At 72.8% G+C, this 24,906-nt stretch carries 18 protein-coding genes; 8 read left to right on the forward strand and 10 right to left on the reverse strand.

The window, feature by feature from the left end:
* Nucleotides 1-103 precede the first annotated feature (103 nt).
* Nucleotides 104-1,618, forward strand: a complete 1,515-nt coding sequence (locus ABD234_RS17660; protein ID WP_344359059.1) for a serine/threonine-protein kinase — start codon at nt 104-106, stop codon at nt 1,616-1,618.
* A 36-nt stretch (nt 1,619-1,654) separates the two neighbouring features.
* Here the strand turns inward: ABD234_RS17660 and ABD234_RS17665 are convergent, their stop codons facing one another.
* From ABD234_RS17665 to upp, 9 genes are all read right to left on the reverse strand, one after another.
* The gene (locus ABD234_RS17665; protein ID WP_344359062.1) at nt 1,655-3,301 is read right to left on the reverse strand and encodes a serine hydrolase domain-containing protein; all 1,647 of its coding nucleotides are present in this window, start codon (nt 3,299-3,301) and stop codon (nt 1,655-1,657) included.
* A gap of 56 nt (nt 3,302-3,357) precedes the next feature.
* Entirely contained in the window at nt 3,358-4,125 is a 768-nt protein-coding gene (locus tag ABD234_RS17670; RefSeq protein WP_038371696.1) for an SWIM zinc finger family protein, read from the reverse strand.
* On the reverse strand, nt 4,122-7,298 hold the full coding sequence (locus ABD234_RS17675) for an SNF2-related protein (RefSeq protein WP_344359065.1): 3,177 nt from the start codon (nt 7,296-7,298) through the stop codon (nt 4,122-4,124). Before ABD234_RS17675 ends, ABD234_RS17670 begins: the two co-directional genes overlap by 4 nt.
* 138 nt (nt 7,299-7,436) lie before the next feature.
* On the reverse strand, nt 7,437-9,434 hold the full coding sequence (locus ABD234_RS17680; protein ID WP_344359068.1) for a chromosome partitioning protein: 1,998 nt from the start codon (nt 9,432-9,434) through the stop codon (nt 7,437-7,439).
* 667 nt (nt 9,435-10,101) lie between these two features.
* A complete protein-coding gene (locus ABD234_RS17685) occupies nt 10,102-11,451 on the reverse strand; it encodes a YibE/F family protein (protein ID WP_344359071.1) in 1,350 nt (449 codons plus the stop codon).
* A 91-nt stretch (nt 11,452-11,542) separates the two neighbouring features.
* Entirely contained in the window at nt 11,543-13,000 is a 1,458-nt protein-coding gene (locus ABD234_RS17690; protein ID WP_344359074.1) for a PepSY-associated TM helix domain-containing protein, read from the reverse strand.
* Between the two features lie 190 nt (nt 13,001-13,190).
* Nucleotides 13,191-14,408, reverse strand: coding sequence for a hypothetical protein (locus ABD234_RS17695; protein WP_344359077.1), 1,218 nt, complete (start codon nt 14,406-14,408; stop codon nt 13,191-13,193).
* Between the two features lie 832 nt (nt 14,409-15,240).
* Complete coding sequence (locus tag ABD234_RS17700) at nt 15,241-15,981, reverse strand: winged helix-turn-helix domain-containing protein (RefSeq protein WP_038371702.1); 741 nt, start codon at nt 15,979-15,981, stop codon at nt 15,241-15,243.
* A 556-nt stretch (nt 15,982-16,537) separates the two neighbouring features.
* Nucleotides 16,538-17,176 (reverse strand): uracil phosphoribosyltransferase, encoded by a 639-nt coding sequence (gene upp / locus ABD234_RS17705; protein WP_344359082.1) that lies wholly within the window; start codon nt 17,174-17,176, stop codon nt 16,538-16,540.
* Between the two features lie 169 nt (nt 17,177-17,345).
* Between upp and ABD234_RS17710 the strand changes: the two genes are divergently transcribed.
* The 6 genes from ABD234_RS17710 to ABD234_RS17735 all read left to right on the forward strand — a co-directional run bounded on the left by ABD234_RS17710 (nt 17,346) and on the right by ABD234_RS17735 (nt 22,251).
* Nucleotides 17,346-18,293 carry a helix-turn-helix domain-containing protein gene (locus ABD234_RS17710; protein ID WP_344359085.1) on the forward strand — a complete coding sequence of 316 codons (948 nt, stop codon included), beginning with the start codon at nt 17,346-17,348 and terminating at the stop codon, nt 18,291-18,293.
* Complete coding sequence (locus ABD234_RS17715) at nt 18,290-18,844, forward strand: dihydrofolate reductase family protein (protein ID WP_344359089.1); 555 nt, start codon at nt 18,290-18,292, stop codon at nt 18,842-18,844. Before ABD234_RS17710 ends, ABD234_RS17715 begins: the two co-directional genes overlap by 4 nt.
* A 22-nt stretch (nt 18,845-18,866) precedes the next feature.
* The gene (gene tadA, locus ABD234_RS17720) at nt 18,867-19,343 is read left to right on the forward strand and encodes a tRNA adenosine(34) deaminase TadA (protein WP_344359092.1); all 477 of its coding nucleotides are present in this window, start codon (nt 18,867-18,869) and stop codon (nt 19,341-19,343) included.
* Nucleotides 19,344-19,503: 160 nt separating this feature from the next.
* On the forward strand, nt 19,504-20,310 hold the full coding sequence (locus ABD234_RS17725) for an ABC transporter ATP-binding protein (protein WP_344359096.1): 807 nt from the start codon (nt 19,504-19,506) through the stop codon (nt 20,308-20,310).
* Nucleotides 20,307-21,176, forward strand: a complete 870-nt coding sequence (locus tag ABD234_RS17730; RefSeq protein ID WP_051486669.1) for an ABC transporter permease — start codon at nt 20,307-20,309, stop codon at nt 21,174-21,176. The genes ABD234_RS17725 and ABD234_RS17730 overlap by 4 nt, the downstream gene beginning before the upstream one ends.
* Before the next feature lie 43 nt (nt 21,177-21,219).
* Nucleotides 21,220-22,251, forward strand: a complete 1,032-nt coding sequence (locus ABD234_RS17735) for an ABC transporter substrate-binding protein (RefSeq protein ID WP_344359101.1) — start codon at nt 21,220-21,222, stop codon at nt 22,249-22,251.
* 723 nt (nt 22,252-22,974) lie between these two features.
* On the opposite strand, the gene ABD234_RS17740 is transcribed toward ABD234_RS17735, so the two are convergent.
* Entirely contained in the window at nt 22,975-24,321 is a 1,347-nt protein-coding gene (locus tag ABD234_RS17740; RefSeq protein ID WP_344359104.1) for a chymotrypsin family serine protease, read from the reverse strand.
* Nucleotides 24,322-24,616: 295 nt separating this feature from the next.
* Here ABD234_RS17740 and ABD234_RS17745 point away from each other — a divergent pair, with 295 nt between their 5' ends.
* Nucleotides 24,617-24,889 carry a hypothetical protein gene (locus ABD234_RS17745; RefSeq protein ID WP_344359107.1) on the forward strand — a complete coding sequence of 91 codons (273 nt, stop codon included), beginning with the start codon at nt 24,617-24,619 and terminating at the stop codon, nt 24,887-24,889.
* Nucleotides 24,890-24,906 lie beyond the last annotated feature (17 nt).

Raw genomic sequence — 24,906 nt, forward strand, 5'->3', positions numbered from 1 at the left:
CGGGCGCGCGGATGCGGGAGGCCTCCATCCATCGTACTGTGGGGCGGTCGGCCTGCCCCTGCGCGGTGGTGCGCAGGCGGTTCTCGGACAACAGAAGGCGGCTATGGCAGACGTGATCGTCGGGCGATTCGCCCTGATCGACCTCATCGCCAAGGGGGGATCGGGGTCCGTCTGGCGCGCCTACGACATGAAGACGCGCAAGGACTGCGCCGCCAAGGTCCTGCGCCAGCGCGACTCCGCGGACCTCATGCGATTCGTGCGCGAGAAGGGCGTCAGCTTCGACCATCCGCACCTGCTGACCCCCTACGGCTGGGGCGCGGAGGACGAGCACGTCGTCATCGCCATGCCGCTGGTCTCCGGCGGGACCCTCGAGTCCGCGGTGAAGCAGCGCGGCAAGCTGTCCGAGCCCGCCGTCGTCGTGATCCTCGACCAGCTGCTGGACGGGCTCGCGCACGTGCACTCCCAGGGCTGGATCCACCGGGACGTCAAGCCCGCCAACATCATGTTCGAGCCGCGCGGCGCCGCGCGGCCCCATGCGCGGCTGGCCGACTTCGGCATCGCCGTGCACGAGTCCGACGTGCGCTTCACCCACGTCGGGATGGTCAACGGCACGCCCGGATACATGGCCCCGGAGCTGTTCTCCATGGCCGAGCCCGCCCCCTCCCACGACCTCTACGCGGCCGGCGTGGTGGCGCTGGTGGCCCTGAACGGGCCGATCAAGCTGCGCGACGGCGCCTTCCGCCGCGACGAGCTCGACGGCCTGCTGCGCGGGGTCAGCCCCAAGTTCGCGGCGGTGATCCGCCGCCTGGTGGCGCCGCAGCCGGACCAGCGCTACCAGGACGCGGAGACCGTGCGCCGGGACCTGCCGCGCGTGCCCACCCGCTACCCGCTCACCTTCGCCGACGGGGCGCCCCTCACCTTCGAGGACACCCTGCCCCCGCTGCCGCCCGATGCGCCGGGCCGCGACCGCGAGAAGCCCCGCAGCAACGCCGCCCCGGGGGCGATGGAGGCGATCCGCCAGGGGGAGATGGACCAGGCGTACGGCATGACCACGCGCCCGAGCCAGGACCACGGCATACCGGGCTCGTCGCCCGCCCCGTCGCAGACGCCCCCGCAGCAGACGCCGCACCCCGGGACCCCGGTCCCGCAGCACGCGACGCAGGCCGGCGTCGGCGGGCAGGCGGCGCAGGGCTCCGTGCGCCCCGCCCCCGGCGAGGCACGGGGCCCGATGCCCAGCCCCAGCCCGGCCGCGCAGGCCTCCGCGGGCTCGCCGCGCACGGGACCGCAGTGGGCCCAGGGCACGACCCCGCAGGGCTTCATGACCGGCCCGGGCCCCGGGCAGGCGCCGACGAGCCCGGTCACCGGCACCGGCGGCCAGGGCACCGGGGGGAGGGCCGGCGGGGGCATCAGCGACCGCCAGACCCTCATGGTCGCCGTGGTGCTGGGGGCGATCGCCGCCGTCGTCCTCGGCGCGGTCGCGGTGGTCATCCTGCTGCGCAGCTTCTCGGTCGGCGCCCTGCCGGCCGAGCACGGGGGCGCCGCCGAGATCGTCAGCGCCCCGCACACCACCGGGCAGCAGGCGGACGGAGCACCCCCGCAGGCAGCGGCCCTAGTCTGAGGTCCGGGGGCCGGCGCGCCGGGGAGCGGTGCCCGCTCAGGTCACCGGGGCCGTGCGCACCGTCACCGCCTGCACGAGCGCGAGCCGGCGCGGGTCCATCTCCAGGTCGATCCGCAGCTGCTGGGGCGTCGGGCCGGCATCGGCCGCCGGCAGGGTCCAGCGCAGATGGGCACGGCCGATCACCTCGGCCGATCCGGCGGAGAGCCGGTCGAGGTCCTCCCGGCGCAGGCCGGCGGCCTCGAGCGCGGCGTCTCGGCGTCGCAGACGCTCCTCGCGCGGCTGATCGAGGTCCATCGAGTCCGCGAACCAGGCATCGGCCGGCGCGTCGTCCCCGGTGCGCAGCCAGTCCAGGATCGCCGCGGCGGCCTCCAGGGCGCGCGGATCGGCCTCGGGGGCGGGGGCGGTCAGCAGGGCGGGGACCCGGCGGGCGAGCAGGCGCAGGGCCTGCATCCCCAGCGGGACCGCGGGGGCGTACTTCGAGTTCGCGAGCGCGACGATGCCCACCCCGCTCCCGCGATGCCAGGCCATGAAGGATCCGTACCCCGGGTAGCCGCCCGAGTGGGAGATGATTTCTCCGAGGTCGACGAAGCGCTCCACGACCAGGCCCATGCCGTAGCCGCGCACCCGGTCGAAGCCGGGGGAGACGCCGTCCGGTCCCGCCGGCAGCGGCGGCGTGACCTGCAGGCGATGCGCCTGCTGCATCTCCCGGCGGGAGGCGGCGGAGAGCAGGGCGTCCCCGCCCGCCGACCCGGCGCCGGCCTCCGCGGCGCGCTCCGGCGGGAGCTCGGCGGCGGCGAGGAAGCGCACCCAGCGGGCCACGTCGTCCACGCTCGAGTACAGCCCGGCCATCGCCCCGTACACGCCGGGGGCGTCGAAGGGGACCGCCTCGAAACGGGTGGCGTCCTGCCGGTCGGCCAGGCGGTGCCCGGTGGCCACCCGGTCCTCGGGCAGGCCCTCCCGGGAGAACGCCGTGTCCCCCATGCCGAGGGGCCGCAGGAAGCGGTCGTGGATGACCTGCGGGTACGGGGCGCCGGCGACCTCGTCGATCACCCGTCCCAGCAGGGCGTATCCCGTGTTCGAGTACTCGAACCCGGTCCCGGGCCGATGCACGAAGCCCAGCCCCTCGGCGAGCAGCCCGGCGAACTCCTCGCGGGTCATCGCCTCCTGCCGGTCGCCCCAGGGGTTGTCGGTGACCAGGCCCGCGCTCATCGTCAGCAGGTGGCGCAGGGTGAGGGCGGGGGAGTCCGCCAGCAGCGGGTGCTGGGTCCCGCGCAGCAGGCCGGCCGCCTCGGGGACGTGCTCGGCGACCTCGTCGTCCAGCCGCAGGCGGCCCTCGTCGCGCAGGGCGAGGATCGCCGCGGCGGTGAAGGACTTCGTCATCGAGGCGATGCGCGAGATGCTCTCGCGCCGCATCGGCCCGCTGCCCGGTGCCGGGGCGCCGTCGACCAGGTGCTCGCCGCCGGCGGCGCCGTGGGCCAGGATCGGCCGGTCGTGGGCGTGCCCGCCGATGACCGCCCAGGTCACGCCGGAGGTCCGGTGCTCGGCGACGGCCTGCTCGAACAGCGCGGCGATCTCGGCGCGGACCTCCTCGGGAACATCCGCGGGGACATCGGCCGGCACGGCCGCGGCGGCGGAGGGAGCAGGGGAGGCGGCAGGGGACGGAGCGAGAGGGGAGCGGGACATGGATCCCACTGTAGGACGGCGCGGCGGGATGCTCGCACCGCGGGACCGGACGCCGCTCAGGTCTCGCCGTCCCGCTCCGGCGCCGTGCGGTAGAACTCGCCGATGATCCGGGCGGCCTCCGGGCCGAGGCCCTCGACCAGCAGCGACGGGTCGGCGATGAGCGGGTCGAAGGAGGCGGAGTGCGGGTCCGTCCCCTCCCCGTCCGGCTCCTGCGCGGAGTCGTCCTCCGGCGCCGGATCGTCCTCGGAGGGCGCCGGGGGCTCGCTCCCGCGGCCCGTCCCGGGATCGGCATCGGCCCGGGCGCCGGCGAGGTCGGAGAGGTCGAGCCCGCGCAGGGTCAGCAGCAGCAGCGGATCCTCGTCCACCGCCTCGACCAGCAGGTACAGCAGCGCGGAGACGTGCTGGCAGGGGCCGGGCCAGTCCATGCAGGTGCAGTGGAAGGTGCCGTCGGAGGTGGTGTGCGGCAGCAGGGACATCTCCTCGCGGGCGAGGTCGGCCTCGAACTCCTCGGGGTACTCGCCGGCGGACATGCGCAGGGCCAGGTCGTGGCGTCGCGCGGCGACCCGGAGCACCGCCGACCGCTCGTCGGCGGAGAACGCGGAGATGCCCAGCTGGGGGCGGCGCAGCTCCCCGTCGGGGTCGAGCGCCTCGGCCCGCACCGTCCCGGGGCCGACGTCGATCCACTGCACCGCCTGAGACCGGGCGAGGCGGCGCCCGGCCGCGAGGGTGCGCGAGCCCAGCAGCGCCTCCAGGGCCCGGCGCAGGGCGACGGCGTGCCAGCCCTCGCCGATCGCGCCGCGCCGCGAGCGCAGGGTGATGCTCATCGGCCCTCCTCCTCGGGGACGTCGTAGGACAGCAGGCGCAGCAGGCTCTGGTCGTCGAGGTCCGCGAGCCACGACTCGCCGGGGGCGATGGTGAGGTCCGCCAGGCCCTGCTTCTCGGAGAGCACCTGGTCGATGCGCTCCTCGACCGTGCCGAGGGAGACCAGCTTGCGCACCTGCACGTCCTTGCGCTGGCCGATCCGGAAGGCCCGGTCGGTGGCCTGGTTCTCGACCGCCGGGTTCCACCATCGGTCCAGGTGGACGACGTGGTTCGCGGCGGTCAGGGTGATGCCGGTGCCGCCCGCGCGCAGGCTCAGCAGCATCGCCCCGGGCTCGTCGGGGCGGCCCTGGAACTCGGCCACCATGTGGTCGCGGTCCTGCTTGGAGACCCCGCCGTGCAGGAACGGGACGTCCCGGCCGAAGCGCTCGCGCCAATAGGGCACCAGCATGTGCCCGAACGTCGTGAACTGGGTGAACAGCAGGACCTTCTCGCCCTTGTCGAAGGCCTTCTCCAGCAGGTCGTCGACGTGCTCCAGCTTGCCGGAGCGGTGCTGGCCCTCCCGGAGGATCCCGGAGCCGTCGCCCAGATAGTGCGCGGGATGGTTGCAGACCTGCTTCAGCCGGGTGAGCGTGGAGGTCACGAGGCTGCGCCGCTGGTTCTGCTCGGCCCCGTCGATCTCGGTCATGAGCTCGGCGACGAGGGCCTCGTACAGGCCGGCCTGCTCGGGGGTGAGGCGCACCGTCGAGGTCATCTCGATCTTCTCGGGCAGGTCGGAGATGATCGCCCGGTCCGTCTTCACGCGCCGCAGCACGAACGGCGCGGTCACCCAGCGCAGGCGGCTCACCGCGGAGGGGTCGCCGTCGTTCTCGATCGGCGCGGCGATCTGCTCGTGGAAGGCGGCGGCGGGCCCCAGCACCCCGGGGTTGACGACGTCCATGAGGGAGTGCAGGTCCGCGAGGCGGTTCTCCACCGGCGTGCCGGTCAGCGCCAGGCGGTGGCGGGCGCTCAGGCTGCGGGCGGCGCGGGAGACGCCGGTGGAGCGGTTCTTGAGGTGCTGGGCCTCGTCGAAGACGATCCGCTGCCAGGGCACCTGCTGCAGCACGGCGAGGTCGCGGGCCAGCAGGGAGTAGGTGGTGATCACGAGGTCCATGTCGGCCGCGCCCTCGCCGAAGGACTCGTCGCGGATCCGGTCCCCGCCGTGGTGGACGTGCACGGCCAGGTGCGGGGCGAAGGTGCGGGCCTCCCGCTGCCAGGACCCGACCACGGACATCGGGCACACCAGCAGCGTCGGGCCGGGGCGCAGCTCCTCGTCGATGCCGTGGGCCGCGAGCAGGCGCCGATGCCGGGCGTCGTCCCCGGGGTCCGGCAGCGCGGCGGGCTCGGCCGGCTCCGCCGCGCCGGGACCGGCGAGCAGGGCGATGTCCTCCCGTTCGCGGCACAGCAGCGCGAGGACCTGCATCGTCTTGCCCAGCCCCATGTCGTCGGCGAGGATCCCGCCCAGGCCCAGCTCGTGCAGCGCCCACATCCAGTTCAGGCCCTCGACCTGGTACCCGCGCAGCTGCGCCCGCAGGGTGGCCGGGGAGGGATGGGGCAGCGCGCCGGGGCCGCCGGGCAGCAGGCGCGCCAGGGTGTTGGACCAGCCGCTCTCGTCGCCGCGCACCAGGGAGGTGAGGTCGACGTCCAGCTCCTGCGCGGTGCTGGACAGCAGCAGGGAAAACACGCTGGCCCAGTCGGTGACCAGCTCCTCCGGCGCCCGGCCGCCCGGCGCGGCGGCGGAGCCGCGGGACAGGTCCGGCCCCAGGGGCCGGGGGGCGGGCAGCCGCGCGGCCCGGGCCTCGGGGTCGCGGGCGGGCAGCCCGTCGACGTCGCCGCGCCGGCGGGCCCGGGCGGTGAAGGCGTCCAGGAAGCGTTCTGCGGCACGCAGGGTCGCGGCGTCCAGGCGCACCCACCGGCCGCGCAGCCGCACCAGCTCGGACTGCGCCTCGCGGATCTCCGCGAGCTCCTCGTCGGTCAGCTCCGTCTCCCCGACGGAGACGCTCCAGCGGAACCCGGCCATGGCGCGCACGCCCACCCCGGAGCCGCCGCCCTCGGGCTGGGGCTCCTCGGTGGCCTCGGCCTTCAGCGTGGTGCGGGTCTTCGTCCAGTCCCGGGGCAGCAGGACGGTCACGCCCGCGGCCTCGAGCGCCGGGGTGTCGTGGGCCAGGAAGTCCGAGGCCTGCGCCGTGGTGAGCAGCCAGTCCACCCCGGTCTCGTCCACCTGCGCCTCCCGGACCGTCGGCGCCAGGCGCATGACCTCGGCCGATGCCTCCATGGCTCCGGCCGTGCCGATGTCGCCCACGGCGCGCAGATCCGCCACCGGGTGCACGGTCCCGTCGGGCTCGCGCAGGCACGTCTGCAGCGGCCAGCGGGAGCCGTCCGGCGGTTCGAACAGCCTCACCACCAGCTCGCTGTCCTCGGAGCGGAGGGCCACCCGGGCGCGGCCGGAGTCCAGATAGGCGTCCACCGCGCGCTGCACGCCGCGCAGGGCGGGGACGTCGACCTTCAGCGCGCACTCGCCGGCGAGGGCCGGCAGCACGTCGTGCGGGTCGCCCTCGGCGGGGAAGCCGGACTGGGCGAGGTGGTGGCCGAAGGCGCGCCGTGCGCGGGCGTCGACCAGCAGGTCCAGCAGCGGCGGCGGATCGTCCTCGAGCGGGCTCCAGCGCGCCCAGGCCTCCCCGAAGACCTCGTGGATCCGGATCCCGATGCGCCGCGTGCGCACGAGGCGCTGCGCCTGCAGGTCCCGCAGCACGGCCGCGACCAGGGCGGGCGAGATCGCCAGCTCGGGGGTGGCCAGGACGGACGTCCAGCCCTCGACGGCGGGCAGGAGCGCCGCGGCCAGGTCCCGGGAGCGGTCGCCGCGGCGCAGGACCTCCTCCGTCGCGTCCAGCAGGTCGATCAGGCGCGGGCCGTCCAGCAGGTGGCCCCGGACCTCGAGGGTCCGGCCCCGGGGCCGCGGCACGTCGATGCGGTGCCGCAGCCGGCCGACGCCGTCCAGGGCGTCGGCCAGCGGCGGCGGCAGCTGGGGGATCACCGCGGTCAGGTCCGACAGCGGCGCGCCCCGCCCGGCCTCCTCCCGCCGCGCCCACAGCACGGGGCCGTGACCGGGGTCGAGGTGCAGGTCCAGGCGGTGCAGCATGGTCACCAGGGTAGGCGGAGGCACCGACCGGCGGCGCCCCGGGGCCCGGTGGGGGATACCACCTCCCGGGGGAGGAGGAGCGGCCTCAGCGGCCTCTGCGGTGTCCGCGGATCACGGGCCCCGGCGCGGCCGCGCCCCTCAGAGCCCGTCGACGATCAGGGCCGTCGCCGCGAGCCACGCATCCTTGGTCGCCGGGGCGATCCGGCCCCAGTCCAGCGGGGATCCGTCCACGAACTGGTGCTCGTAGGGGACCTCGGTCACCGCGCGGGTGTGGGCGCTGAAGTGGCCGTGCAGGCGTTCCTGCAGCCCGGGCTCGAGCTTGTTCTTCGAGGAGTGCGACAGGATCGTCACGGCGTGGTCGACCTGCTCGGCCAGGCCCGTGGCCCGCAGCTCGTCGATCATCCACGCGGCCGCGTTGAAGGTGTCCTCGCGGACGGTGGAGATGATCACGAGCTGGTCGGCGCTGTGCACGGCGGCGAGCCAGTTCGAGGCGCGCACGTTGTTGCCCGTGTCGATCACCTTGAGGCGGTAGAACCGCGACAGCGTGCTGTTGAGCTCCTCGAAGGCGGGCCCGTCGATCGAGGACGCGGATCCCGGGTCCTCGTCGGAGGCGAGGATGTCGAAGCGCGTGTCGCCCTGGGGCCGCACGTACTGGTCCAGGTCCGCGACGGTGGCCGTGGGCGCCTGCAGGCGCTCGCGGTTGTGGAGCAGGTCCAGCGCGGTGTGCTGGTGGTCCGCCGGGCGGCCGCGCCAGCCGAGGGTGCCGCGGGTCTCGTTGTTGTCCCAGGCCAGGACGCTCCCGCCGCGGGCGACGCCCAGCGTCGCGGCGATCATCAGCGAGGCCGTGGTCTTGTGCGCGCCGCCCTTGAGGTTGACGACGGCGATGTTCTTGGGGCCGTCCAGCGCCTTGCGGACGCGGGCGAGGTTCTCCCGCTCGATCGCCTCGGCCCGGCCCGGGGCGGGGGAGACGGCGCCGCCGGTGAGCCGGTGGACGAACCCCTGCCAGCCGCGGGTCGCCGCATCGCTCGCGGTGCGCGTGGTCGCGGACTGCAGGTCCTGCAGGGTGGGACGGGCGGGCTGGGAGGCGTGCTGCGGGGCGGCGGGCGCGGAGCCGTGGGGCGCCGCGGCCGGTGCGGTCGCCGCGGGCGCGGCCTCGGGGGCGGCGGCCAGGTGCGACGGGGTGGAGGCGGTGGGGGAGGAATGCTGGGACATGGCCTGCTCTGCGGGGAGGGGGCGGGGGGTCGAACCGCCGGCAGCGGTCGAGGAGGAGGGGGCCCCGGCGGGGGCGGGCGCACCGGGCACGGGAGCCGAGGGCGCCGGGGTCGTCGGCGCGGGCGCCGACGCCGGGGCGCCCGATGCGAACGAGGGGGCCGGGGGACGCGGAGGCCCGGCCGGCGTGGAGGTCGCGGCGGGCGCGGAGCTCGCCGGCGCCGAGGGCTCGGTGGCCTCCGGGGCGAGGGCGTCGTCCTCCTCGTGCGGCGCGGCGCGCCGCCGGCCGGTGGGGACGTCCGTGTCCGAGCGCGCAGGGGAGGAGGCGGGGGAGGTGGGAGCCGCGGCGTCGTCGCGGATCACCGGCAGCGCGCGCGTGCTCTCGGAATCCTCCTCCGGCGGGGCCTCCGGGGCCGCGGGCGTCGACGCGGCCGATGCTGCCGCGGCGCCCTCGACGGCGCCCGGGGCGGGCTCCGGTGCGGTGGAGGCGGATCCCGCGCCGACCTGCGCCGGGGCGGGCGCGGGGACGGCGGAGGACCCGGCGCCCAGCGGCGCCCAGGGGGAGCGGGTGTCCTTGGCCGTGTCCTCGGCGGGGGCGGTCAGCGACAGGGGCCGCAGCACGGTGGCCTCGAGGTCCTCGCCCGGGGCGGAGGCCGGCTCGGGCTCGAGCGCGGGGCCGTGGACCGGGCGGGAGTCCGCCGGGCGGGCCGCGATCCTGCCGCTGGGCTCGACGCGCAGGTGATGGCGGGTCTCGCCCTCCACGATCACCACGTCCAGCGGGGCGTCCGCGCGACGGGACGCGTTGATGAAGACCTGCTTGACCCGGGCGCGCACCTCGGTGAGGTTGGCGCCGTGCAGCTCGATCGTCTCGCTGGCGAGATGCACGGCGGCGCGGGTCTCCGATGCGATGCGCGCTTGCGCGATCATGCCTGTCCCCTTCGTTCCTGTGGCGGATGCCTCACGCGCGCGTGAGGCGCGCGAGGTCACACGCCCACTCTACGGGGATCGGAGCGGGCCGCCGGCGGGATCTGCAGGTCGGACGCTTCTTCGCCCGCGGCGTTCGGTCAGCTCAGGGGCATCTCCCCGGAAGACTCCAGACGTGCTTGACGGATTCTTTGCTCAAATATGGCCGAACAGGGGCGTTCCGTCGCCCCAGGCGGGAGCCGGCGGGAAACTCTCCGGCGACCTGCGTCATCGGATCCCGCGTTCCGATTTACATGCGCGGCGATACCTGCTTAGAATCGGGACGTGCGGTCGGCCGGGCACGGAGCCGGGACGGCAGCACAGGAGTTGAGAACTGAAGACGTGTCGCTTCCATCGATCCCCCCTCGAAGGAAGCGGCCGGACGGGACCGAATGGTCCCCCCTGCTAGGTCCCGTCCAGCCTCGTCGCCCGCACCCACCCCTGACGGACGACAGGCCTGACGAGCGGTCCGTGAGCCCCCGGCGCAAGCCGAGCGAGAGCTCCGGGCCGCTCGTCGCATTCTCCCCCGGTCCCGCATCCTGCCCCGGTCCCGCATCCTGCCCCGGTCCGATCCGGCTGCGCTGACCTCGGACGGCCCTCGTCGCGTCCTGTGTCTCGGCCTCGTCCCGGATCAGCGCTCCGGGGTCTGCGACCGCTCCAGGCCCTCATCGCCCGCCGGGCGCTCCGCGACGGGCCGGGTGCGCGAGCTGTGCCGCCGCCCCGTGATCCGTGCCGCCCCCTCCGGCGACGGCGATCCCGCCGCACCGGCATCGGCCCCGTCCGCGGAGCCGGCCAGCATCGCAGCGATCCCGGTGGTCAGGGGGATGGTGAGCACGAGTCCGATGGAGGCGACCAGGGTGCGGAACACCTCGGCGGAGATCTCCCCGGACACGAGGGTCGCCAGCAGCGAGCGGTCGATGGTCGAGGCGATCAGCAGCAGCGGCAGCGCCGCCCCGATGTAGGCGTAGGCCAGGGTGTACACGGTCGAGGCGATGTGATCGCGCCCGATCCGCATCGCTGCCGTGAACAGCCGCCGGCGCGAGGCGCCGGGCATCGCGGCCCGCAGCTCCCACACCGAGGACGCCTGCGTGATCGTCACGTCGTTCAGCGCGCCCAGGGCCGAGACGACGACCCCGGCGATGAACACGCCCGAGAGCGACAGCCCCGGATCCGCCCCGTAGAGCATGGCGGCGGAGTCGCCCTCGGCGCCCGTCATCCCCGCCGGATCCGCGCCGGCCATCGCCAGCAGCACCGTCAGGGCCAGGCCCCCGAAGGTCCCCAGCAGCGCCGTGGTGGTGCGGATCGACACGCCGTGGGCGAAGTAGACGGCCGGGAACATCATCGCCGCCGAGCCCACGATCGCCACCAGCATCGGCTCCGTCCCGGTGAGCAGCGCCGGCAGCATGAACCACACGACCACCGCCACGCCGGCGGACAGGCCCACCACCGCGCGCAGTCCGCGTCCCCGCGCGACCAGCGCCACGACCACGAGGTAGACCAGGAACAGCAGCAGCAGCGGGAGCGAGCGGTCGTGGTCGAAGTAGTAGTAGGACACGCCGCCGCCGAGGGACTCGTCCTCGATGACCTCGCCGTCCTCATCGACGGGGACGACGGACATGACCCGCAGGCGGTCGCCCGGCTCGAGCCCGCTGCCGGCGACCTCGGGCGGGACCTCCACCGGGATCGTCAGCCCGGCATCGTCCCCGGAGGTCACCTCCGCGGAGATCTCCACCGCCTCCGCCGGCGCCGCGCCGGAGGGGACGGACGTGACGGTGGCGCTGATCAGCTCCACGCCCGGGGCGAGCAGGGAGGTCCGTTCGGGGCGGTCCGCCGTCGAGGGCCACAGGGCCACCAGCCCCACCAGCGTCGCCACGAGCAGCAGGCCCGTGATCGCGCCCAGCACGATCCGGGCGCGGCGCGCCTGGGACGCCGGGAGGTCGAGGTGGTCGTGGGATCCGCCGTGCGCGTGCGTGCCGCCCATGAGTCCTCCGGTCCGGGGCCGATGGCGCCGAGCGGCACCGAGGGTCAGGATAGCGAGCCGGGCGCGCGCCGCCCGGGGGACGTCCCGCCGCTCAGCGCGGCGATGTGGCCGGTGCCCGCGCCGGCCGCAGGGCCAGGGCCAGGTCGACGGCCAGGAACCCCAGCAGCGTCCAGCCGACCAGCGGGAGGACCAGGCCGATGGCCACGGCGACCGCGCCGACGGCGGCGAGGCCCCACCAGGGCGCCGCGCGCAGGGCGCCGCGGCGCGGGGCCCGGCAGCCGAGGAGCCGCGGCGTCCCTCGGGGACGTCGCCGCCACCACATCGCATAGCCGAGCACGACCATGCTCGCGATCCCCATCGCGACCAGGAACAGGACGATCTGGTTCACGAGCCCGAACATCGTGCCCATGTGGATGTCCACGCCCCATCGGGCGAGCTTTGCCATCAGCGGGTAGTCGGCGAAGTCCACCCGGTCCACGACCTCGAGGGTGGTGCCGTCGATGGCGACGACGTCGACCTCGGTCGGGTAGCTGCGGTGGATCTCCTGCACCACCCAGGCGGTGCCCGGCTGCGCCGGCGGGAGGATCTCCACGGCGGTCGAGTCGATGTTCACGCCGCGCGCGACCTCGAGGACGTGGTCGACGTGCATCGGATCGCTCGGATCCATCGCCGCGCCGGACGGCTCGGTCGTCCCGCTGTGGTGGCCGGCGTGCTCTGACCCCCCGGAGTGCTCAGCGTGCTCGTCCGCGGCGGGCTCCGTGCCCCCGAGCGAGGCGCTGATCGCGGGCGTGGCCCACCCCAGGCTCGCCCGCAGGCCGGTGACGTTCGCCCCGGCGTGCTGGGACCAGGTGATCCCGGTGGCGGAGAGGAACAGGGCCGCGAGCAGGACCACGGACCCGATCACGGTGTGCCAGCGCAGCAGCCGGCGGCGGCCGCCGGCCCGGGGGCGGGACGGCTCCCGATGCCGACCGATCCGGGTCCGGCCCGCCCGGACGATCCAGAGCGCGAGGCCGGCGGAGGCGACGATCCACAGCCAGGACGCGGCGAGCTCGCTGTAGAGCCGGCCCACGTCCCCGAGGTGGAGGCCGCGGTGCAGATGGTCGATCCAGGACCGCAGGGGCAGGGAGCCGCTGGTGCCGTAGACGGTGAGGTCGCCGCGGATCTCGCCGGTGCCGGGGTCGATGAAGATCGCTCGGGACTCGCTCTCGCCGAGGCCCTCCTGGGCGAACATCACGCGCGTGGTGTCCCCGGGCTCCGGGGCGGGACGGATGGCCGACAGCGGCGCCTGACCGTCGACGTGCGCCTGTGCGATCTCGACCTGCTCGCCGAGGGAGAGCGTCGTGGCGGACGGTGCCACGTGCAGCGTGTCCGCGTAGACGACCTCCTCGATCTGCGGGGAGATGACGTACAGGGCGCCGCTGGTGGCGGCGACGAGGATGAAGGGGCCCACGAGGATCCCGGCGTAGAAGTGCAGGCGCTGCAGGAGCGGGCCGAGCCATCCTCGGGGCCGCGGTCGCAGGGCGGGGCGGGCCTCGGCGGTGCGGGTCATGCGGGGTCGTTCCTGTCGTCGTGCTCGTGCCGTGGGGGAGGGCCGTCGGGGCGCCGGTGACGGCGCCTGGACGGGCGCGGAGCGGGCCCGGGGTGGCCCACGAGGAGACGGGGCGGAGCCGTGGTTCCACGGCTCCGCCCCGTCCCGCGCTGCACGTCACGGGGACGTCAGGGATTCGAGGGTGCGCCGATCAGCAGGGCGCGAGGGAGGAGGTGAGCTCGCTCGAGGTCGAACCGGTGGAGGTCACCGTGAGCGTGGCATCGCCGGCGGCGAGCGAGGCCTTCTGGTCCTCGGTCAGCTCGAAGGAGCCGACGGCGCCTCCGCTGGTCCCGCCGGAGGACTCCAGCTCGAGCGTGTCATCGCCGATGTTCAGCGCCACCGTGGTGTCCTCGGAGGGCATCTGGGCGTACACGCAGGTGATCGACAGGACGTCGCCGGTGAGCGAGCCCTGGCACTGGGCGACCCCGGCGCCGTCGGCGCTGCCGTCCGCGATCGAGGAGAACTTGGTGGTGCCCGGGATGGTGTCGCCGTCACCGTCGCCGTCGCCGTCGCTGCCACCGCCGCCGAGGAGGCCGCCCGCGCCGCCGAGCAGGCCGCCGGTGCTGTCCCCGCCGAGGAGCCCGCCGAGCAGGCCGCCGGCGGCGTCCCCGCCGAGCAGGTCATCCGTGGGAAGGCCGTCCAGGAGGCCCGAGGTCGCGTCCTCGCCGAGGAGGCCCCCGACGCCGTCCGGACCCAGCAGCCCCGTGGTGCCCTGCTCGCCGAGGAGGTCGGTCACGCCGCCCTCGCCGAGGAGATCCGATTCGGTGACGCCGCCGAGGGGGCCGGAGAGCGACTCGAGGGTGTGGATGTTGTCGGTGATCTTCAGGACGTCCAGGACGCCGGTCGGGTTGCCGCTGGAGACGTCGCTCAGCGCGGTCTCCCACAGCAGGCGCCAGGTGTCGAAGTGGTCGCCGGCGAAGCCCGCGTACTCCTCCATGTTCAGGAGGGTCTCGGGGGTGACGCGCGCCAGGATGTCGGAGGCGTCCGTCGTCTTCCAGATGTAGGTCGGGTCCGTGAGCATCTCGGGGGAGGGCAGGCCCGGCATGATCAGGTCGGACATGTCCGCCAGCTGCTCGACCGAGTCGACGTTCAGCGCGGTGAGGTCGTTGCTGTTCAGCGGGATGCCGACGCCGCCGCAGGAGGTCAGGAGGGTGACGTAGTCGGTCCCGTGGCCCTTGACGTGGGAGGGGTTGAACACGGGGATCCACCCCAGCGGGCCGCCGTAGATGTCGATGACCGGCATCTGCGAGTTGCCGATGGCGCCGCTCGCGAGGGAGAGGACGAGATTGTCGTACGTGGGATCCGTGTGGTACTCGTTCAGGTGCGAGGGGCTTCCGAGCAGAGGAATTCCGTCCTCATTCGCCCACATGTGCTCGAGGAAGAATGTGCAGGCGTCACCGCCGCCATGCCCGCCGCCATGTCCGCCGTCGTGTTCACCTTCGGCATATGCGAGAGGGGCGCTGCTCAGGGCGAGAGCCGATGCGGCCACCGCGACCGCCGCCTTCGCATACCAACGCCGACCGGTCTTGTTTGACATTCCACTGACCTTTCCATCGAATGCGTGCCGCGCCGGGAGGCATCGAGGTGCGCCCGCCGCGATGCGGCCCGAACTGGGTGCGACCTGGACTGATCCTGGCACGGCACTGAACCTACGTGACCTGCGGCACACGGGTCAAGGGCGTCTTGGAAGTTCCTGAGAGCGGTCCGTGATCATCCCGTGACCTGCGAATCTGGCTACTCGAGATTGTGGTCGGTCGTCCGCTGGAAGGTTATGGGCGGGTGTCTGGCGCATATTCTGGGCGCGTGTCTGCGGGGTGATTGTCGCGGTCCGGGCCGATGTCCGAGAGGTTTTCCCTCGGGGAGGAATGCGGTTCGCGGCGCGACCGGGTGCAGAGCAGAATGCGGAATTCGGAATCGGTCTGCGGTTCCCGGTCGACGTCTGCGCGGGCCGCGGCGGTGCATTCCGCACGGGGCGGCGGCATAGGGCGCAAGCCCCGATCCGCGGGCCGATCCCGTTCCCCGCAGGATGCGGCTGCGGCGGTCCGGCGGCCGCGGGCCGGGCGCGCGAAGAAATCCGCGCCAGGGCCGCCCGGGCGTGCGGAAAGGACTCGCCGTCGTGCGGGCACAAGGGTGCGGGGCGCCCTCGTGACGGGCGCCCCGCACCACGGCCCCGCCGTGGGGGCCCGGTGGTGGAGCTCGCCTCAGCCGAGGATCGCGACGTCGCTTCCGGGGTCCAGGCGGTAGCCGGCGCCGCGCACCGTGCTGATCAGCTTCCGGTACTCGCCGAGCTTGCTGCGCACGCGGCGCACGTGCACGTCCACGGTGCGCTCGCCGGTCTCCGTGCCGGCGCCGGACCAGACGGAGTTCATGAGGTCCTCGCGCGTGATGATGGTGCGGGCGTTGCGCGCCAGGTGGGCGAGCAGCTCGAACTCCTTGTACGTGAAGTCGACGTCCTGGCCGTCGATCCGCACGCGGCGACCGTAGAGGTCGATGACCAGCGCGGCGCCGGTGGGGACCGCGGCCGAGGAGGGGCTCACGGCGGTCGCCTGCAGCACGCGGCGGCGGGCGGCCTCCGCGTCGCGGCGGGCGGGGGAGGTGGGGGAGACGATCCCGGCCCGGCGGGGGCGCAGGGGCGAGGCGGCGGGGGTCTGGCCCGTCGGCGGCAGGGTCCGGGCGGCGCCCTGCGTGGTGGCGGTGAAGGGGTGCGGGGAGGAGACGTGCACGCTGGCGCGGGCGCGACGGCCCGAGGTCAGGCGCTGGGCGTGGGCCCGCAGGGAGTCGGCGAGGTTCGCGGCCTCCACGTCGGCGGTGCCGGAGGGGAGGGTCACGGTCAGGGTGATGGTGACGGCCTGTCCGGCGGGGGCCGGCGAGGCGGAGGCGACGCCGCGGTCGTAGGGGCGGGCGGCGGTGCGGGCGGCGGGACGGTCCAGGGTGACGGTCATGATGTGGCTCCGGGGATGCGGTGCGCTGCTGCGCGAGCGGTGGCGGACCCGGGATCCCGTGGTGATCGACGCCTGTGGTGGGCGGATCTGCGGGCTGTGCTCCCGGTGGCACCTGGAGCCCGCGCCTCTCGGCCGGCTCCTGTCAGCCGACCCCGGAGGATTCTCGAGCGCTCAGAGGCTCGGCTGACGGTGCATCATGCACATGCACATCATCATTCGCATCGAGCGCATCATCGAGCGGGCCGCCCGGCGGGCGGCCTCGGAGCGATGCGCGAGCGAGGTCATAGCGGCAACAATGCCTGCGGCGTGCGGCGGAGCGCAATCGACGTTCCACGATCTGGGACCGGTGCGGGGGCCGCGGTGCTCCCGCGGGGCGCGCCCGCCGCCCGGGCGAGCCCGCTGCCTGCGGTGATGTCGCGCATGTGGCGTGGCTCTCGCCCGATGCCGCCGCCGGTCCGGGGATGACACCCCATGTCGCGGCGTGTCCGCGGATGACGCCGCTGCCCGGTCCGCGCCGCCGGGAGAGGGCAGGGGACCAGGGGCAGGGGAGGGATGATCAGTCGACGACGCCGAAGAGGCGGTCGCCCGCGTCGCCGAGGCCGGGGACGATGTAGCCCTTCTCGTTGAGCTTCTCGTCGATGGAGGCGGTGACGATGGTCAGGTCGATGTCGGGATCCACCGCGGCCTCCATGGCCGCCAGGCCCTCGGGGGCGCACAGCAGCGTCACGCAGGTGACGTCGCTCGCGCCGCGCTCGGTGAGGTACTCGACGGCGGCGATGAGGGTGTGGCCGGTGGCGAGCATCGGGTCCAGCACGAAGCACTGGCGGCCGGTGAGGTCCTCCGGGAGCCGGTTGGCGTAGGTGGTGACCTCGAGGGTCTCCTCGTTGCGGACCATGCCGAGGAAGCCGACCTCGGCGGTGGGCAGCAGGCGGGTCAGGCCGTCCAGCATGCCCAGGCCGGCGCGGAGGATCGGCACGACCATCGGCTTGGGGTTGGTGAGCTTGGTGCCGGTCATCTCCGTCACCGGCGTGCTGATCTCCACGTCGCCCACGCGCACCTGGCGGGTCGCCTCGTAGGCCAGCAGGGTGACCAGCTCATCGGCGAGCTGGCGGAACACCGAGGAGTGCGTGGTGGCATCGCGCAGCACGGTGAGCTTGTGGGCGACGAGGGGGTGGTCGATCTCGAGGACGCGCATGGGGGGAATCTACCGGAGCGCCCCGGCGCGCACACCCCGATCCCCGTCCCGCCGGGCGCGCGGGAGGCGGTTCTCACGCGCCGCGGGGCCGCGGCGGCGCAGGCGCCCGTCGCAGCAGGTGAGCAAGCACGGTCAAGCGCCCCGGCGCGGGGGCGCGGATACTGGCGGCATGCGCGAGAACGATCCCCTGCGGCGCCTGCTGGATGCGGTGCTGGACGCCGACGGCTCCTCCCTCGAGGAGATGGCCGCCGGCGCGCACCTCTCGCCCTTCCACTTCCACCGCTCCGTGCGGGCCGGCGCGGGGGAGACGCCCGCCGCCCTGCGCCGGAGGGTCGCCCTCGAGCAGGCGGCATGGAGCCTCCAGCGCGGCACCAGCGCGACCGATGCCGCGTTCGCCGCCGGCTACGACTCCCTCGAGGGCTTCTCCCGGGCGTTCCGCCGCGCCTACGGGCATCCGCCGAGCGCGATGCCGCCGCCGCGCGAGCGCGGCCACTGGCTGCCGGCGCCCAACGGGATCCACTTCCATTCGCCGACGGTCCTGTACGTCGACGCCGGAGGGGTGCGGGAGCATCCTGCCGGGGACGTGCTCGCGCTGCTGGTCTCCCACGACCTCGACGACATCGACGCCCTGCTGGACTCCGCCGCCGCCCTGGACGAGGACGCCTGCCGCCGGGTGCGCCTGCCGGGCAGCGCCCCGCGCGCCTGGGACGGCCCCGACACCTCGATCACCGAGGTCCTGCGCCACCTGGTGATCAGCAAGGAGCCGTGGCTGGCCAGCATCGAGGGCGCCGCGGCGCCCGACCTGGACGTGCCGGACGCCGTCCCCGCGCTGCGGGAGCGGCACCGGGACGTCGCCCCGCGGTGGCTGGCGATGATCCGCGACGTCGAGCGCCGCGGCGCCTGGCAGGACCGCATCGTCGACGCCCTGTGCGAACCGCCGGAGTCGTTCCTGCTCGCCGAGATCGTCGCCCACGAGCTCACCTTCTCCGCCCACCGCCGCCAGCTCGCCCGCTGGATGCTCGCCGATGCGGGCATCGGCCCCGAGCACGCCCCGCCCGACCCCGACCCCATCCTGTGGCGACGCAGGACCCTCACCGGAGGAGACGCCCCGTCATGACCGCCTACCGCTACTTCACCGCCAGCAGCCTCGACGGCTTCATCGCGACCGCGGACGACAGCCTGGACTGGCTCCTGTCCCAGCCCCTCGACGCGGCGGGGCCGATGAACTACGAGGAGTTCATCGCAGGCATCGGCGCGATCGTCATGGGCGCGACCACCTGCGCCTGGATCCTCGAGCACGAGGAGTCGGGCCCGCGGCCCTGGCCCTACTCCCAGCCCAGCTTCGTCCTCACCCACCGCGACCTGGCGGCACCGGCCGGCCACGTCGCCGTGGTCTCCGGCGACGTCGCGGCGCTGCGCCCCCGGCTCGAGGAGGCGGCCGCCGGGAAGGACGTATGGATCGTCGGCGGCGGGGACCTGGCCGCCCAGTTCGCGCGCGCCGGCATGCTCGACGAGGTCCTCATCTCCTATGCGCCGGTCATGCTCGGCGCCGGGCGCCCCCTGTTCCCGGACCGCCTGGACCTCGAGCTGGTCGAGCTGGCCCGCAACGAGGCCTTCGCCTGCGCGCGGTACGCCGTCGCGGGTCGACCCGGCGCACCGGGGAGCTGACCGCGTCGGCGACAATGGGGGCATGACCGCAGCCACTGCCCGCGACCACGAGCTGATGGGGATGGCCCTCGAGGACGCGGCGGCGGCCGCGCGGCGGGAGCCGGCCGATGTGCCCATCGGCGCCCTCGTCGTGGACGAGCACGGCGCCGTCATCGCACGGGCCGCCAACCGCCGCGAGGCGGACGAGGACCCCACCGCGCACGCCGAGATCCTCGCCCTGCGCGAGGCCGCGCGCATCCGCGGCCGATGGAACCTCACCGGCTGCACCCTGGTGGTCACCCTCGAGCCGTGCACCATGTGCGCGGGGGCGATCGTGCTGGCACGGATCGCCCGGGTGGTCGTCGGGGCGCCGGATCCCAAGGCCGGAGCCGCCGGATCGCTCTACGACCTGGTGCGCGAGCCACGGCTGAACCATCGGGTCGAGCTCACCGACGGCGTCCGCGCCGCGGAGTGCGGGGACCTGCTGCGCGCCTTCTTCCGCGCCCGTCGCGGCCGGTGACTCCCGCGCCCGGGACCCGCCGGCACCCCCGGCGGCACGGCGCGCCGACCACGGTGCGAGACGCGCGGATCGCAGAGTGGGACGGTCAGTAGGATCGGGTGCCCCGTGCCCCACCCCCGCCGCAGCTCCGGGCTGCCGGGAACCCTCCAGGAGTGCTCCGATGAATCCAGGTCCGACGCCGCCGTCGGAAGGAGGTCAGGCCTCCGTCCGCGCCCAGGACGTCTCGAAGGTCTTCTTCTCCGGCACCGAGCCCGTGTGGGCGCTCGAGGACTTCTCCCTCGACCTCGAGCCCGGCTCCTTCACCTGCATCGTCGGCCCGTCCGGCTGCGGGAAGTCGACCTTCCTGCGGATCCTCGGCGGCCTCGAGGAGCGAACCGTCGGCGAGGTCTCCCTCACCGGCGCCGAGCACGCCGTGCCGGCCGCCTTCGTCTTCCAGGAGCACGGCGTCTTCCCGTGGATGACCGTGCTGGACAACGTCGCCTTCGGGCTGCGGATGGCCGGCACCGGCCGCCGCGAGCGCGAGGACATCGCCCGGCAGTGGCTGGACCGGGTGCGTCTGGGCGACTTCGCCGCCTCCTACCCGCACCAGCTGTCCGGCGGCATGCGCCAGCGCGTCGCGATCGCCCGCGCCTTCGCCACCGGCTCCCCGCTGCTGCTCATGGACGAGCCCCTCGGCGCGCTGGACGCGCAGACCCGCATGCTCATGCAGGAGGAGCTGGTCGCCCTGTGGGAGCAGGAGCGCAAGACCGTCCTCATGGTCACCCACGACATCGACGAGGCGATCATCCTGTCGGACCGGATCATCGTCATGTCCGGCCGCCCCGGCACCCTGCGCGAGGACATCACCGTGCCGTTCGCGCGGCCGCGCACCGTCGACATCGAGCGCACCGGCGAGTTCGGCGAGCTGCGCGCCCGCATCTGGAACCTGCTGCGCGAGGACGTCCGCGCGGCCGAGGAGACCGCATGAGCACCACCCCTGCCCCGGACGCCGCATCGGCCCCCGCCCCGTCGCCGCGCCCCGCCGACCGTGAGGACCGCACCCTGGTCGCCGCCCGGGCGCATCGGGCGCGGGAGAACGCCCTGCGCACCCGCGACCTGGTGCTCTCGATCGCCGCGCCGGTGGTGCTGGTGCTGCTGTGGGAGGTCTGCGCCCGCGCGCTGATCATCGACCCGCGGTTCTTCCCGGCGCCCACCACCATCCTCGCCGCGCTGGGGGAGATGCTCCGCAGCGGCGAGCTGTGGACGCACACCGCCCCCACCCTGGCCCGGCTGCTCATCGGCGGCGGACTCGGGGCGCTGTGCGGGATCGCCGTCGGGCTGCTGATGGGCTCCTCGCGGGCCCTGAACGCCGCCCTCGGGCCGCTGTTCTCCGCGCTCTACCCGCTGCCGAAGATCGCGATCTTCCCGATCCTGCTGATGATCTTCGGCCCCACCGAGCTGCCCAAGATCATCGCCGTGTTCATCACGACGTTCTTCGTCATGCAGATCAGCACCGTCTCCGGGGTGTGGGCGATCGACCGCAAGCTGCTCGAGGCGGGCTCCGCCTACGGCGCCACCGGCTTCGACCGCTTCCGCTTCGTGGTGCTGCCGGGGGCGATGCCCTTCGTGTTCTCGGGGCTGCGCACCGCGACCGGCACCGCCGTGGTCGTGGTGACCGCCGTCGAGTTCACCGGCGCCTCCACCACGGGCCTGGGGTACCTGATCTGGAACTCCTGGCAGCTGTTCATCCCGGAGAAGCTGTACGTCGGCCTGCTGGTCATCGGGATCATCGGCGCCGTGCTGACCACCCTGCTCAGCCGCAGCGAGAAGCTGCTGCTGCCCTGGCGCCGCTGACGCCCGCCGCCCGTCCCCCTTTCCTCTGCCTCAGGAGCACACCATGCGTCGTCGCACCCTCCTCTCCCTCGCCTCCGCCACCGCCGTCGGCGGGGCCCTGGCCGCCTGCGGTCCCGCCGTCACCGGCGAGGACCCGGCCGGCTCCGACGCCGGCGGGGCCTCCGGCACCGTGCGCGTGGGCCATGTCCCCTCGGGCCTGTTCGCCCCGCTGTACGTGGCCGATGCGCAGGGCTACTTCGCCGAGGCCGGCATCACGATCGAGCTGACGCCGCTGAAGTCCGGCCAGGACGGCATCCCGATGCTGTCCAACGACCAGCTGGACGTGATGGTCGCCGGGTTCAGCGCCGGCATGTTCAACGCCCTCGCCCAGGGGCTGGCCTTCAAGGTCGTCGGCTCGATGGGGATCTCCCCGGGCGACCCGGAGAACTCCCCGACCGCCCTCGAGGTGCGCCAGGCGCTGATCGACGACGGCTCCGTGACGACCGTCGCCGACCTCAAGGGCCGCAAGATCGCCGTCGCCGGCGGCGAGGGCGCCACCGGCGGCTACCTGCTGGCGGCGATGCTGCAGGAGGGCGGGCTCACCCTCGCCGACGTCGAGGTCTCCAACCTCTCCACCCCCGACCAGGAGCCCGCGATCACCAACGGGTCCGTGGCCGCGGCGACCCCCTCGGCGCCCTTCTCCACCGCGATGGAGGAGGCCGGGGTCGCCTCGCCGATCGCCGTCCCCGCGCAGGGCGTCACCGGCACCGGCGTGCTCTACTCCGAGACGTTCCTCGGCGCCGAGCAGGCGCAGGCCTTCTTCACCGCGCTCACGAAGGGCGCGCAGGACCTCGCCGCCTCCGGCCCGCAGAGCGACGAGGTCTACCAGATCCTCGCCGACACCCTCGGCCAGGACATCGAGGTCCTGAAGTCCTCGCCGATGTACACCTACCTGCCCGACCTCGCCCCGCAGCCCGAACAGCTCGAGAACATGCAGGCCGTGTGGATCGAGGCCGGCCAGATCACGGCCGCCGAGCCGCTGGACGTGGCGGGCATCGTCGATGCGAGCTTCGCCGAGGGGTCCGGCGCGAGCTGAGCCGCAGGGGCGAGCAGTGCCGGACACTTCACTCATCGTCGGAATGAGACATGGCATTCCGCAGTCCTCGACCGTCGCCGAGCTGACTCGCGTCCGCCGGTTACCGCAACGGGTCTAACGTGTTCGTTTGCAGGTCAAGATAGCAACTCCGACGCGCCAAGCTGGGGTCACTTCATCATACGATATCATTATTGATTTCTCTCGGTGAGCCACGTCACTAGATTGTATGTTTCAGGGTGTCGAAGTCGGAAAGGAATCCAACGGGCATAGGAAAGCACATGAGGGTTTGGATGCGCCAGACGTCGTCGTTGAGAATCAAGTATGAGGTGCGCGAACTCTCAGTGTCGACCTCGCATTTCTCTCCGGGGTCCGCGCCGCGGGGCCAGGACTCCTCTAGTCCGTACAGCGGCGGGAGGACTGTGTAAACGTTGACGTGCATTGCGTCCACTGACGATTCGACATCGCAAATAGTGATCGGTTCTCCCGAGTCTATGTGTTCGCGAACTTCAGGAAGGTCACTGTCGCTTAACCATGGTGCCGCCTGATATGCGTCCAGGCAACGATCCGTGGCGATATCGCTCTCCAGGGAGCTCAGGGCTTCCTTCGATGGGGCTGTGGCTGGGGCCTGCTCATGTTCTGTGCAACCTGCGAGAATCGCAATCGCCAAGATCGTCGAACTAGCAACGACTCTTCTTGTGGTCATTTGCGGGGGTGTATAGCCGGTCAAAATGATACTCCCGAATTCCAATCAAGAAGGTACGCAAGGGGAGAGTAGTAGTACTGGCAGTTGGTGGTCTTGTCTACGCCGTCGAATGCGGTCACGTTGCCGGAGGCGATCATCCCTCCAGATGCCCGGAATCGGAAGACGGCCCCACCGGAGTCGCCCTTCCTGAATCCGTCACATGTATACTCCAGAGGGTTGTCGGGCGACGGCAGGACCATCTCCGTCATCCGCACCCGCTTGATGATCGGATTCTCTTCGGTTCCGTAGTTCACGTTGGAAAGTTGAGTGGGTCGGCGTACTAAGTAGTTTCCATTGGTCCCAGTGGTTCTTCCTGACGTGAGCACGAGTGTGCCCTGTGAAGGAAGGAGGAAATCTGCCGCCCCGTAAGGCTCGCGGTGCGCCGTGGACACGGGGCCCATCAAAACCTGCTTGGCATAAGATCCCCCTCGGAGGAGTCGAAAATCGCCATATGATTCCAGTGTGCCGGATCCGCTGGTGCTATAGGAGGTGGTATACGTATTTCCAACGAATGTGCCGGACGCTCCGGTGGTTCGGAAAGAGGAGCCTACGCAATGGCCAGCAGTGAGCATCATTGTCTCACCATTCACCTTCAGTGGGACCGACATGGAGCAGACTGAAATATAGTCGGGGGCCGACCGAATCTGTCCACCGCCAGGAAGCGGAGTGTTCGGATAGCGCATATTTTCTGCAGAGACGCTCAGTTCTCCCGATGTGAACTTAACGGGCAGCGGGGTAGTAGCTTCAACTTCTCGCATAAGTTCGGAAGTGTCAGTCGAGAGCCCCCGACTATCTGGGGTGATCTGTTCGCCATCGGGGACGCTTAGACCGGATATAGATCCGGTGGGGTCGGTGTCAATGGTGACGATCGCAGTTTGTGTCGCGACGTCGAGCCCGATTCCGACGAGCTCGCCTGAGTCCGTGCGTGTTTCAAGTACTTCCGCCGCAGAGCGATTGAAGTCAGAGATGCTGAAGTTCGAGTCGACGAAGCGAACAAAAGTCATCTCGCGGTGACTGAGCGCTCCCTGGACGACGGAGCGTAATTCGGATGTGGCGGACTCGCCGTGGACTTCAATCATGGTTCCGTCCGAAGTGAAAGCGGTTCCAAGCAACATTTCGCCGCTATTCCGCAGTGCTTCCCGGAGCTTCTGATCGATAGCTTGGAGTTCCGCGCTCGGTTCTGAGAGGAACGCCCGACTGCCCGTGCTGTCGTTTTGGTTTTCTCCCGGCGGGTCTGCAAAGGCTGAGGTGGCCCATGTGCATGTGGAAGTTGCGACGACGAAAATGGACGCAAAAGCTAGCAGGCGTTTGCGGTATGAGTTCCCCATGAATCCCCCAAGACTTAGTATCCCCTGATGTGACTGATGTCACTCGTCAGAGAGTATCGTGAGCCGAAGTCCACCGCAACCATCGAAGGGCGAAGATGCAAAAATCGGTCTACCGCACGGCATTGGTGGACTCCGCGTCCGATTAGCCCGGTGTCGGACGTCGGCGGCGGAGGCCCTCGCGCCGATCGGCCTGCGCATCGACCCGGTCGACGGGGACGCGGGCCTGCTGAGCATCTCCCGCGACGGCGACGGCGCGCGGAAGCCGCTGGCGACCTACGCGGTCGGGGGCGAGGTCGTGGGCCTGGTCCTCCTGGACCAATGGCACTGGACCCAGTTCTGCGATCTCGCGGACCATCCCGCACCGGACCTCGACGCGATCGACGAGCTCGCCGCGCTGCTGGAGGGCTTCATCGCCGGGCGCCACGAGATCGTGACGGCGCGTCGCCTGCTGCGCGGGCCGCGGACGATCCTCCGGATCCGCTCCGCGGACGGTCGGGTCTTCGCGCTCGGACGGGAGCGCCGAGGGATCCTCGGGGGTCGCTGGGTAGAGTCCTCCACAGGGCGCTGAACGGCACGAGGGGGAGC

The sequence above is a fragment of the Brachybacterium phenoliresistens genome, from assembly GCF_039530785.1.
In the GTDB taxonomy this organism is placed as follows: Bacteria; Actinomycetota; Actinomycetes; order Actinomycetales; family Dermabacteraceae; genus Brachybacterium; species Brachybacterium phenoliresistens.